Annotated in this window: 11 protein-coding genes and 1 tRNA gene; 3 read left to right on the top strand and 9 right to left on the bottom strand. The window is 58.5% G+C overall.

Annotation, left to right across the window (positions count from 1 at the left end; genetic code table 11):
* A partial coding sequence (locus tag ACIQ39_RS16270; RefSeq protein ID WP_396435651.1) for an aldehyde dehydrogenase family protein occupies nucleotides 1–158 on the top strand: 158 nt, incomplete at its 5' end.
* A gap of 152 nt (nucleotides 159–310) precedes the next feature.
* A tRNA-Gly gene (locus ACIQ39_RS16265) sits at nucleotides 311–384 on the top strand.
* A 92-nt stretch (nucleotides 385–476) separates the two neighbouring features.
* Here the strand turns inward: ACIQ39_RS16265 and ACIQ39_RS16260 are convergent.
* From ACIQ39_RS16260 to ACIQ39_RS16250, 3 genes are all read right to left on the bottom strand, one after another.
* Complete coding sequence (locus ACIQ39_RS16260; protein ID WP_396435650.1) at nucleotides 477–1472, bottom strand: hypothetical protein; 996 nt, start codon at nucleotides 1470–1472, stop codon at nucleotides 477–479.
* Between the two features lie 173 nt (nucleotides 1473–1645).
* Nucleotides 1646–2287, bottom strand: coding sequence for a 3-oxoacid CoA-transferase subunit B (locus ACIQ39_RS16255; RefSeq protein ID WP_396435649.1), 642 nt, complete (start codon nucleotides 2285–2287; stop codon nucleotides 1646–1648).
* A 1-nt stretch (nucleotide 2288) separates the two neighbouring features.
* Nucleotides 2289–2996, bottom strand: a complete 708-nt coding sequence (locus ACIQ39_RS16250) for a CoA transferase subunit A (protein ID WP_396435648.1) — start codon at nucleotides 2994–2996, stop codon at nucleotides 2289–2291.
* A gap of 142 nt (nucleotides 2997–3138) precedes the next feature.
* On the opposite strand from ACIQ39_RS16250, the gene ACIQ39_RS16245 reads away from it, so the two are divergent.
* Entirely contained in the window at nucleotides 3139–3699 is a 561-nt protein-coding gene (locus tag ACIQ39_RS16245; RefSeq protein ID WP_396435647.1) for a LuxR C-terminal-related transcriptional regulator, read from the top strand.
* Nucleotides 3700–3711: 12 nt separating this feature from the next.
* Here the strand turns inward: ACIQ39_RS16245 and ACIQ39_RS16240 are convergent, their stop codons facing one another.
* The 6 genes from ACIQ39_RS16240 to ACIQ39_RS16215 all read right to left on the bottom strand — a co-directional run.
* Nucleotides 3712–6033, bottom strand: coding sequence for an acyl-CoA dehydrogenase family protein (locus ACIQ39_RS16240; RefSeq protein WP_396435646.1), 2322 nt, complete (start codon nucleotides 6031–6033; stop codon nucleotides 3712–3714).
* 70 nt (nucleotides 6034–6103) lie between these two features.
* Nucleotides 6104–6775 carry a nitroreductase gene (locus tag ACIQ39_RS16235; RefSeq protein ID WP_396435645.1) on the bottom strand — a complete coding sequence of 224 codons (672 nt, stop codon included), beginning with the start codon at nucleotides 6773–6775 and terminating at the stop codon, nucleotides 6104–6106.
* Between the two features lie 70 nt (nucleotides 6776–6845).
* Entirely contained in the window at nucleotides 6846–7820 is a 975-nt protein-coding gene (locus ACIQ39_RS16230) for an NAD(P)H-dependent flavin oxidoreductase (RefSeq protein ID WP_396435644.1), read from the bottom strand.
* A 26-nt stretch (nucleotides 7821–7846) separates the two neighbouring features.
* Nucleotides 7847–9544, bottom strand: a complete 1698-nt coding sequence (locus ACIQ39_RS16225) for an AMP-binding protein (protein WP_396435643.1) — start codon at nucleotides 9542–9544, stop codon at nucleotides 7847–7849.
* Between the two features lies 1 nt (nucleotide 9545).
* Nucleotides 9546–10262 carry a crotonase/enoyl-CoA hydratase family protein gene (locus tag ACIQ39_RS16220; RefSeq protein WP_396435642.1) on the bottom strand — a complete coding sequence of 239 codons (717 nt, stop codon included), beginning with the start codon at nucleotides 10260–10262 and terminating at the stop codon, nucleotides 9546–9548.
* A 50-nt stretch (nucleotides 10263–10312) separates the two neighbouring features.
* On the bottom strand, nucleotides 10313–10983 hold a 671-nt coding region (locus tag ACIQ39_RS16215; RefSeq protein ID WP_396435641.1), incomplete at its 5' end, for a crotonase/enoyl-CoA hydratase family protein.

The raw sequence follows: 10983 nt of genomic DNA, 5'->3' as shown, positions 1-10983 counted from the left end.
AATACGGCATGGTCGGTATCAACGTGGGCATTTTGGCCACCGAGCATGTGCCTTTTGGCGGCATGAAGCAGTCGGGCCTGGGCCGCGAAGGCTCGCACCATGGCATCGACGACTATGTGGAGATCAAATACCTGTGCATGGGCGACATCCACAAATAAGAAAAGTGCCCTGCGCACGCCAGCCACACCGCGGCAAGGCCAAAACCCCATCGGCTGTTCTTGCTGCTTTTCTTGCCGCTGTTTTTACACTGCGGACCGACCTCTTTTGCCAACACCGCCGCGCAGACTTCAGACAGTACAATGGCCAGATTGCGGGAGTCGTTTAATGGTAGGACTTTTGCTTCCCAAGCAAATAACGAGGGTTCGATTCCCTTCTCCCGCTCCAAACACGCTGAAACAAAAAGAAGGCCCCTCACGGGGCCTTCGGCATTTGGGGGCTTGCAAGCCCCCAACCATCAAAGCAGCAGCAATCCCAAGTCACTGCGGTTTCTTGGACCCTTCGTGCAGAGCCACTGCCATCAGCTGTGGGTTTGGCATGCGCAAACGGACACCCTGGAAATAAAGTTGCGCTTGTTCGGGCATCTCAAAATGCACCCGCCATGGGGGCGCACCATAGACACTGCGTGCCTCGTTGGTTTTGAGCGAAACGAGTGTGCGCTGACCATCAGCGTCTTCCACACAAACCACACCGGTTTTCTGCGCCACGATGTGCACCATGTTGCCGGATTTTCTAGGGCTCGAGGGCGTGAGCACGGTGTCTGGTGAACTGGTCTGACACAAACTGTCAGGGTTTCTGTGGGCTGATGCTGGCAAAGAAACCAAGGCGCTTGAGGCATACCCTTGGCTGGAAGAAGGCGGCATTGTGTCGGCCAATGTTTGCGGTTCAGCCTGCTGCACGACCAACTGGTCTGGTATTTTTTGGTCTTGCTGGGGCAGGGATTCGATGGTTGGCGAGTTCACTGGCACTGGCAGGCTGGGTGCAAAAGGAACAAGCGCCTCTGGCGTTACGCTCTGGAGACTGTTTTTCTTCCAAAACTGCTGCTCGCCACCGTTTTGCCAGTTCTCATGAAGCCATTGCGAAGCCAAAAAACCGAGCACCAGCACTGCTGGCAAATACAGCAAAGCAGAGTGATGCCATAAAAAGGACAAGGAAGAGGTATAGGGTGGTTTTTTGCAGGTCAACGCCACCAAATCGTCGACCACGGAAGGCAAGACGGGCGGCGGCGCATCGCCGTTCTTGGCAATCACCGCATCTGGGTCTTCGCCCAACAAACGAGCCACTTTGCGAGCCGCCGCCTCTTTGATGGCGGGCGTGTAAAACAAGCTTGACCCACCCGACTCCAGCTCACGTAACTGTGCCACCGACAAATTGGCACTTTGGGCCAACACCCTCAACTCCCATTGCTGAGAAGTGCGCCATTGACACAACAATTCGCCTCGCACGCGGTCAGGGTAGGGGTGTGGGTTGGACATGAAGTTCGCCAAAAAAACTCTATTCTCCACATTTTATTAAACCAAACAATACATAAAAACACCTAAATAATGAATATTTATAGATAAATTGATGAATTGATGCTTTTCAAGCGAAAAAAATTAAAAAAACCGCAACAAGTTGCGGTTTTTTTTGATCTGGCAAAACGGTCTGTTCAGAAAATCAAGCGCACGCCGGTTTGGCTTTGCAGCGCCTCAGGTGTCACGCCCGGTGCCAATTCCACCACTTTCAAGCCCGCCTCGGTCACGTCCATCACGGCCAGGTCAGTGATGATGCGGTCCACCACGCCCACGCCCGTCAAGGGCAAGGTGCAGTGGGGCAAAATTTTCAGGTCCACGGTGCCGTCTTTTTTCTTGGCCACGTGTTCCATCAAGATGATCACGCGTTTCACGCCGGCCACCAAGTCCATGGCGCCGCCCATGCCCTTGACCATCTTGCCGGGGATCATCCAGTTGGCCAGGTCGCCCTTTTCGCTGACCTGCATCGCGCCCAAGATGGACAGGTTGATCTTGCCGCCCCGGATCATGGCGAACGACTGCTCGCTGCCAAAAATCGACGAGCCCTTGATGGTGGTCACGGTCTGTTTGCCGGCGTTGATCAGGTCAGCATCCACCTCATCTTCGTTGGGAAAGGTGCCAATGCCCAACATGCCGTTTTCGCTTTGCAGCCAAACCTCCTTGTCGGCCGGCACAAAGTTGGCCACCAGCGTGGGGATGCCGATGCCCAGGTTGACATAAAAACCGTCTTCCAATTCGTGGGCCGCACGGGCGGCCATTTGGTCTTGACTCCAGCTCATATCAAACTCCCGCCTTTTCAGTGATGGTGCGCTTTTCGATGCGCTTTTCCGGCTTCGCATTCAACACGATGCGGTGCACATAAATGCCGGGCAGGTGCACGCTGTCGGGGTGCATGTCACCGGTTTCCACGATCTCTTCGACCTCGACCACACAAACCTTGCCCGCCATGGCCACAGCCGGGTTGAAGTTGCGCGAGGTGTAGCGGAACTGCAGGTTGCCGGACTTGTCGGCGCGGTGCGCTTTGACCAGCGACACGTCGGGCAGCAAAGCGCGCTCCATCACATAGGTCTCGCCGTCAAAGTCACGCAGCTCCTTGCCTTCGGCCACCAAGGTGCCCACACCGGTTTTGGTGAAGAAAGCCGGGATGCCCGCACCGCCCGCACGCAGTTTTTCGGCCAAGGTGCCTTGGGGTGTGAACTCCAAGGCCAGTTCGCCAGCCAGGTATTGGCGCTCAAACTCTTTGTTTTCGCCCACATACGAGGCGATCATTTTTTTGATCTGGCGGGTCTGCAACAAAATGCCCAGGCCGAAATCGTCCACACCGGCATTGTTGGAAATGGCCGTCAGGTTTTGCACGCCGCTGTCACGCAGCGCCGCAATCAAGGCTTCAGGGATGCCGCACAGGCCGAAACCGCCCACGCCAATGAGTTGCCCGTCAGCCACGATGCCCTTCAAGGCCTCGGCTGCGGAAGGAAAAATCTTGTTCACGCCAATCTCCATGAGGTGTTTGAGAGCATTACGATACTACGTATTCAACTACGTGCTTTTTCGTAATGGTCTGCCCTTGGTTTATCGCCATCTGCTACTGGTTATCCATGAGACACGGACAGGCACGTTCTACCCCAGAACCATGACCCCAGACATCGACTACCGCCTCGCTTTTGACTTGGCCCCGATAGGCATGGTGCTGTCGCGCAACCGCGCCATCGTCGACTGCAATGTGCGCGTGTGCGAGATGTTTGGTTTGAACAAGGCACAACTGATCCGCCAGAGCTTCCAGCTGCTTTACCCCAGCGCCGACGAATACGAACGCACCGGCCAGCGCATCGCGCCCATTCTGAACGCCAAAGGCGTGTATGCCGACGACCGCATCATGAAAAGGGTCGACGGCCGCTTCAAAGGCGAAACATTCTGGTGCCATGTGACCGGCCGCGCCCTGAACCGCGACGCCCCGCACGAGGCCGGTATCTGGACCTTTGAAGACCTCTCGGCCCGCAAACCCGTGAAGGCCGAACTCACCGCCCGCGAACGCGAAGTCGCCGCGCACCTGATGGACGGATTGACCAGCAAAGAAATTGGCAAAGCTCTGGGCATCAGCCACCGCACGGTGGAGATTTACCGCGTCAAACTCATGCGCAAATACGAGGCCACAGGGGCTGCGGATTTGATTCAGAAGTTGATGCGGGGGTAAACACCCAGAGGCTCAGGGTTGGGACAAACCCGCCACCCGCCGCAAGTGCTGCGCCACCCCGCCAAACTGCTGCTCGATCACCGTCAGCCGCTTGAAGCCATGGCCCACGGCCAGCTCGTCGGTCATGCCCATGCCGCCGTGCAACTGCACCGCGCCCTGCCCCACCAGCCGTGCTGCACGCAGCACCGTCACATGGGCCGATGACACCCGCTCGGCGCGGCGCTCTGAGCTGTCGCCCAGCACATCGGCACAAGCACCCACCGCCGCCGCAGCTTGCACCAAGGCCATGTACATGTCGGCCATGCGGTGTTGCAGGACTTGGAAGGCCGCCAAGGTCTGGCCAAACTGTTTGCGCTGACTGGTGTAGTTGAGCGTGTCGCGCATCAGGGCCTGCATCACACCCACGGCCTCGGCATCTGCGGCCAAAGTGGCCGTGTCCCAGGCTTGCGTGAGTGCGGCCTGCGCATCGCCCTGGCCCAAAACGGCGTGCACGGGCGTTTGATCAAAGGCCAGCTCAGAGGCCCAAGCACCGTCGATCAAGCGCACATTGCGCCGCTGCACGCCGCGGGCTGCTGGGTCGATCAGAACAATGCGCAGTTGGCCCGATTCGTCTCGTGCGCTCACCAGCCAATGCGTGGCCCCGGTTGCGCCGCGCACCAGAGCTTTGCGCCCGCTGATGTGCCACTGGCCGTTCGAGTTGTGCAAACGGGTCTGCACCCGGCTCAGGTCAGTCCGCCCTGCAGGCTCCAGCGCCGCCACGGCCAAGCGCACTTGGCCTTCGGCCAAGCCTTGCAGCAAAGCATCGGCTGCCGGGTCGCCCAACGCTTGCAGCAAGCTCGCACCCAGCACAGCAGTGCTGCTGTAGGGTTCGGCCACCAAAGCCGCACCCAAGGCTTGGCAGATCAGCATTTGTTCGGGCAAACCACCGCCCATGCCACCCAAGTGTTCGGGCAGTGCCGCGCCCAAGAGGCCCAGCTCATGGCTCAAGCCTTGCCACAGCGGTGCAATCGCTTCAGGTGAGGCGATCATCTGTGCGCGCTTGTCAAAAGGCAGCTTGTCTTGCAGCCAGCCTTGCAGACTGGCCAGCAACATGGCCTGCGTTTCGTCGGTGGGCACCACTGGCTCCACCACTTCGGCGCCCAAAAGGTGGCGAGCGATCAGGTTGCGTTGGACTTCGTTGGTGCCGCCATAAATCGAGGCAGCGCGGTCGTTCAAATACGCACGGGTGGCAAACACCGACTCCTCAGGCACAGGCAATGCATGGGCAGCTGCCTCCTCGATGGTCAGGCTACTGGCGCCATAGGCGCCAGCAATGTCCAAGCCCAACTCGGTCAGGTGCTGCTTGAGCTCGGTCGCCAGCACCTTGCCCATGGACGGCGCAGCAGGCATCCAGCAAGGCTGCTTGCCGCCGCCGATGCGCGCCGTCAGCACCTGTTGTTCCCAGGCGTGCAAGGCGTCGATGCGGCACTGTGCATTGGCCAAGGTCAAGGCGATGTCTTCGTGCTCAGAGTCAGACGGTCCTGATGAGGCAAACGCCTCACTCAACGACTCGTGCAACCGGGCCAAACGCCCCCGCAAGAACGGCGCAGACGAACCGCCCCGTTCATGTTCCAACAAGAATTTGGCAATCGTCCAGCCTTGGTTTTCTTCGCCGATCAGGGCGTCAGCGGGCACGCGGGCCTCGTCAAAAAAGACCTGGTTGAACTCGTGGTCGCCCGAGATGCTGATGATCGGCCGGATCTGGATGCCCGGGTTGTTCAGCTCGAACATCAAAAAGCTGATGCCTTGCTGGGGCTTGCCACTGCTGTCGGTGCGCACCAAGCAAAACATGTGCGTCGCGCGGTGGGCGTGGGTGGTCCAGATTTTGGAGCCGTTGATCACCCATTCGTTGCCTTCGCGGCGGGCGCGGCATTGCAGCGAGGCCAGGTCGGAGCCCGAGCCCGGTTCGCTGTAACCCTGACACCAGTAACTCACGCCATTGCGCAAGTCGGGCAGCCAGCGCTCTTTTTGGGCCTGCGTGCCAAAGGCCACCAGCACGGGCGCGGCCATCACCAAGCCCAGGGGCGAGACCTTGGGGGCATCTGCCGCCGCCATCTCGCTGGCAAAAATGTCATGTTGCCTCGGCGTCCAGCCGCAGCCACCCCACTCCACTGGCCAGTGCGGCGCAGACCAACCTCGCTTGGCCAAAATGCGCTGCCACGAAATGCCAACCTCGTAGTCCGCAAAAATGCCCGAGGTGCGGTGACCGCCCAGGCGGATTTCGTCGGTCAACTCGGCCGCCAAAAAGGCGCGCACCTCGTCGCGAAAAGCCAGCTCTTCTTTGCTCAAGTTCATGGGGTGTTCAATTTAAGAGACGGAAAGAAAAGGCCGCCATCGCAAGGTGGCGACCTGATCAAGGAGAGGTTCAGAAACCGACGTAACGCACAAAGTTGGCTTCGTCTTCGCGCACCGACTTGACGGTGTTGGCCACAAAGTCTTCGTCCGGGTAGCCCAAGGCGATGCAGATCATGATGTTCTGGTCATCCGGAATGCCCGCGTGCTCGCGCACCACAGCCGACTGCATGATGCCCTGCCCGTTGATCACAGTGCCCAGACCCCGCTCCCAGGCGGCCAGCACGATGGCGTGCGACAAAGCCCCCAAATCAAATTGGCTGATGGCGGCGGGTTCGAGGTATTTGTCGTAGGTCAGCACCAGCGAGACGGGCGCATCGAATTGGCGAAAACCGCGCATCACCCAATCGGTGCGGCGCTCTTTGTCGTCGCGGGCGATGCCCATCACATCAAACAGCTGAATCGCGATGTCCACCTGGCGCTTGCGGTGGATGCCCTCGTAGGACTCTTTCATCGGAAAGTCGCGCTTGGGTGGCACACCCTTGACCATGTTTTCGGTGTTGCCCCGGCGAATCCGATCCAGTGGTTCGCCCGTGACCACATGCACATGCCAGGGCTGCGTGTTCATCGACGAGGGCGACCACTTGGCCACCGACAGGATCTCTTCGATCACCTCACGGGGGACCGGTTTTTGTTGGTAACCGCGAACGCTTTTGCGAGCCTTGATGAGTTCTGAAAATTCCATGCTTTATCTCCTCATCCAAGGATGGTTGAAAAGTTATCAGCCGTCAATTCAACTGTGATGCCTAGGTTACTCATGCCAACATGCCACCGAGCCGCTGACGGATCAGCTGATCCGCTTGAGCCATGATGCGATCGATCAGATCCTGGCAAGTGGGCACGTCATGGATCAAACCGGCCACCATGCCGCAGCTCCAGGCACCTGCATCCAGATCGCCATCATTCATGACCTTGGGGTAAACGCCGGCCACATGTTCCATGATGTCGTTGATGCTTAGGGCTGCGCCTTTTTCGCGTTCGATGGCCTGAACACGCTTGACACCCTCGTTCATCAGCACACGCTCGGTGTTCCTGATGGAACGCATGATGAGCGTGGTGTCCAGCTCGCTGGCGGCCACAATGGCCTGCTTGACTTTTTCATGCACCGGCGCTTCTTGCGTGGCAATGAAGCGGGTGCCCATGTTGATGCCGTCAGCGCCCATGGCCAAAGCCGCCACCAAGCTGCGGCCATCGGCCATGCCACCCGAGGCCAGAAACGGGATTTTGAGTTCTTCTGCCGCACGGGGCAACAAGATGAAGTTGGGCACATCGTCCTCGCCGGGGTGACCGCCGCACTCAAAGCCATCCACACTGACCGCATCACAGCCGATTTCTTCAGCCTTCAGGGCGTGTCTGACCGAGGTGCATTTGTGGATCACCTTGATACCCGCCGCCTTCAATGCAGGCATGTAGGCCTGCGGGTTGCGACCGGCGGTTTCCACCACTTTGATACCGCCTTCGATGATGGCCCGGATGTATTCCGGATACGGGGGCGCAGTGAAGGCGGGCAAAAAGGTCAGGTTCACACCAAAGGGCTGATCGGTCATCTCGCGGCAGCGCGCAATTTCTTTGGCCAGCAACTCAGGGGTCTTCTGGGTCAAGCCCGTGATGATGCCCAAGCCCCCGGCGTTGGAGACAGCCGATGCCAGCTCGGCATAGCCGACGTGGTGCATGCCTCCTTGCATGATCGGGTGGCGAATGCCCAAGAGTTCAGTGATGCGTGTTTTCATGGGGTGCTCCTTTGCTTGAGTCGTCATCAGGAATGGGTGGATGGGGCAGAAGCCTTCAGCCAGACGATGGATTTTTGAACTTCGGACCAAGCTTCAAACGATGGACCATACACCGCTTCAATTTGGTTGCGCTTGACTTTCAAGGTGGGGGTGATGAAACCCGATTCCACGGTCCAGGGCTTGTGATCGATCACCAGGCAAGACAGGCGTTCATGCGGATCGAGTTGTTGATTGATCCGCACAAGTTCACGTCCGAAGGCCGCTTGCATGTGTTGCCGCTCTTCAGGTTCTAGCGCTTGTGTGAGCCGTTCAGGTGTCAGCGCCAGCATGGCCAGCGGTTGGGCCAAATTGGCGCCCACGACACAACAAGCTTCCACGCCGGGGACCAAGGCCAACAAGGCCTCAATGCCTGCAGGTGCAACGTATTTGCCCTTGCTCGTTTTGAACAAATCTTTCACCCGCCCCGTGAGCTTGAGGTTGCCCTGCGCATCGACCGAACCTTTGTCTCCGGTATGCAACCAGCCATCCGACGTAAAGGCTTGGGCGGTCAATTCCGGTTCCAGAAAATAACCCAACATCAACCCCGGCGAAAGCACCTGCACTTCGCTGGTCTCAGGGTCAAGACGGCATTTCACCCCGTTCAGTGTTTTACCCACACTGCCCGGCATTGGGCTGTGCACATCGGTCGCATGGGTGCACCCGTTCTCGGTCATGCCATACAACTCGATGAGGTTCAAACCCAGTGCGCCATACCAGCGCAACAATTCAGGCGGCATGGGCGCAGCGCCTCCTGCGGCCACACGGCATTGGTCCAGACCCAATGCGGTCAATATCTTTTTCTGAACGATCCGATTGATCAGTGGAATTTTGAGCAACAAGGCCAGCTTCTTAGGCGGCATTTTGGCGTTGACACCTTCGCGAAACTTGAGCCATAACCTGGGCACAGAAAAGAAAAATGTAGGGCGCGCGCGTTGCAAGTCCTGTGCAAACGTCTCTTGCGACTCCGCAAAAAAGACTTGCATGCCCGTGGCCAACAGCATGTGCTCAACCAGGCCCCGTTCAGCGATGTGCGACAGTGGCAAATAAGACAGCATCCTGTCGTTCTCGTTCAGAGGAATGCGCTCCAGCCCCTGCGCAATGATCGTTTGTAATGTGCCAAAACTGTGCATCACGCCTTTGGGATTGCCGGTGGTGCCCGAGGTGTACATCACCGTGCACAGGTCTTGCGCGGGACGAACAACTTGGCCCGCAAGGGGGGCCTGCAAACGAACGATCTCTGACCAGTCTGCACCAGGCCATTGAGGGCTTAAGGGCAAGTTGATGCAAGGCAGCTGTTCAGGAACCCCTGCCCTCATCGCATCCGCATCATCGAGCTTGCCGACAAACATCAGACATGCGCCACTGTGGTCCAGAATTTGCCGCACCGTCTTGGTGGCCAGCGTGGGATACAACGGCACGGATACATGACCGGCCATCCAGATGGCCCAATCGGCCATGAGCCAGTGGGCGGTGTTTTTGCCCCAAATCGCGATCCGACTGCCGGGCGTATAGCCCAGCGACAGAAGATGGTTGGCCATGCAGCGCACTTGATGCGTAACTTCAGACCAAGTGAAGGTCTGGACCACACCCTGCCCGACAGGCTGTGTGAAGCACACGCGGTGGGGCGAAGTCGCCTCCCAGTGGTAAAGACGTTGAAGGGCCAGCATGTTTGTTTTATTGGTCATTTCAGATTACCTCCATACCCATGTGTTGCGCCTGCCATTGCGCCATGTCAGCCTGGATGGCGACGTTCATGGCTTCAATCACCTGCGCATTGATGCGGCGCTTGTTCAGGGCAAAAGACTTCGAGTCCAGTATGAGAAGATCTTTGCAATGCCTTTGCACAGTTTCTTGCATCGCGTAAGCGGGCACCAGCTCGTCGACAAAGCCCGCCAGCAATGCGGTCGCTGGTGTAAAGGGCATACCCAGCGTTGTCGCGGTTTGCATTTGCGCTGGCGCCAGCTTTCTGCGACAGACCTCCACAGTGACTCGCGGCAAAACCATGCCTAACCGTACCTCATTGATCTGGAATCGGGCGCCCACATCAACACCGACACGCAGGTCGCATGAAAGCAGCAAAATAGCCCCCAGCGCAACCGCATGACCCGTGCAAGCGGCGATCACCGGCAGTGGATAGTCCACCAAGCGCGCGCACAGGCGCACTCCCGCTTCCAACATGGTCTGCACATCGGGGCCGCCACGCTTGAAAACCCCCAAATCAAAACCACCCGAGAAGGACCCTGCACGGCCATACAAGACCACCACCTTGGCTTCTTTTTCTGCGCGATCCAGCGCCTCATTCAGGGCTGCCAGCATGGCGATGTTCATGACGTTGGCTTTGCCGTCGTTCATGCGAAGCGTGGCCACATCGTTGTTCAAGTCGTAACGAACCAGGGTATTCATGTCAGTTCCAAAGAAAATTGTGCAAAACAGCTCGATGGCTTGATCGTCGCTCAGCAGCCCTGCCAATTCGGACGGCGCTTTTCAGCGAAAGCGGTTGCGCCTTCCAGGGCGTCTTTGCTCTTGGCGATCGCTTTGAGCAAGGGTTCTTGCCGAGCAAACATGTCGCTGGACAACCAGTCTTGCGACTCGCAGATGACTTTCTTGCTGGCGGCTACGGCGAGCGGTCCATTGGCTGCAATGACGCGCGCCAGCGTCATGGCGGCAGTTAAAGCCCCCCCTGAAGCCACAACACGATTGACCAGCCCCAACTCATAGGCGCGCGCTGCGCTGATCATCTCGCCCGTCAGGGCCATTTCCATGGCAACGCGTTGCGGAATCTGGCGAGGCGTGCGCAGCAGCCCGCCAGCACCGGCAATCAATCCAACCTTGACCTCGGGCGTGCCGAAGCGTGCGCCATCGCCCGCCACGATGAGGTCGCAAGCCATGGCCAGCTCAAACCCTCCAGCCAGCGCAAAACCCTCGACCGCTGCAATCAGCGGCTTTTGGGGTGGTTTGCTGCACAGTCCGCCAAAGCCGCGGCCATCGATGAAGGGCGACTCGCCACGGACATAGGCTTTCAGATCCATGCCTGAGCAAAACATGCCGCCCGCACCCGTCAGAATAGCCAAGCGAATCGCCGGGTTTCTGTCCAACGCGATCATGGCCACAGCGATGCCCTCGG

It is taken from the genome of Limnohabitans sp. (assembly GCF_044361645.1).
Lineage (GTDB): Bacteria > Pseudomonadota > Gammaproteobacteria > Burkholderiales > Burkholderiaceae_C > Limnohabitans_A.
This window is presented reverse-complemented; position numbering and strand designations above follow the sequence as displayed.

Excerpts from the sequence above, each read along its gene's own strand:
- ACIQ39_RS16230 (WP_396435644.1), bottom strand. The coding sequence starts at position 7,820 with ATGAAAACACGCATCACTGAACTCTTGGGCATTCGCCACCCGATCATG.
- ACIQ39_RS16255 (WP_396435649.1), bottom strand. The coding sequence starts at position 2,287 with ATGAGCTGGAGTCAAGACCAAATGGCCGCCCGTGCGGCCCACGAATTG.
- ACIQ39_RS16235 (WP_396435645.1), bottom strand. The coding sequence starts at position 6,775 with ATGGAATTTTCAGAACTCATCAAGGCTCGCAAAAGCGTTCGCGGTTAC.
- ACIQ39_RS16240 (WP_396435646.1), bottom strand. The coding sequence starts at position 6,033 with ATGAACTTGAGCAAAGAAGAGCTGGCTTTTCGCGACGAGGTGCGCGCC.
- ACIQ39_RS16225 (WP_396435643.1), bottom strand. The coding sequence starts at position 9,544 with ATGACCAATAAAACAAACATGCTGGCCCTTCAACGTCTTTACCACTGG.
- ACIQ39_RS16260 (WP_396435650.1), bottom strand. The coding sequence starts at position 1,472 with ATGTCCAACCCACACCCCTACCCTGACCGCGTGCGAGGCGAATTGTTG.
- ACIQ39_RS16245 (WP_396435647.1), top strand. The coding sequence starts at position 3,139 with ATGACCCCAGACATCGACTACCGCCTCGCTTTTGACTTGGCCCCGATA.
- ACIQ39_RS16220 (WP_396435642.1), bottom strand. The coding sequence starts at position 10,262 with ATGAATACCCTGGTTCGTTACGACTTGAACAACGATGTGGCCACGCTT.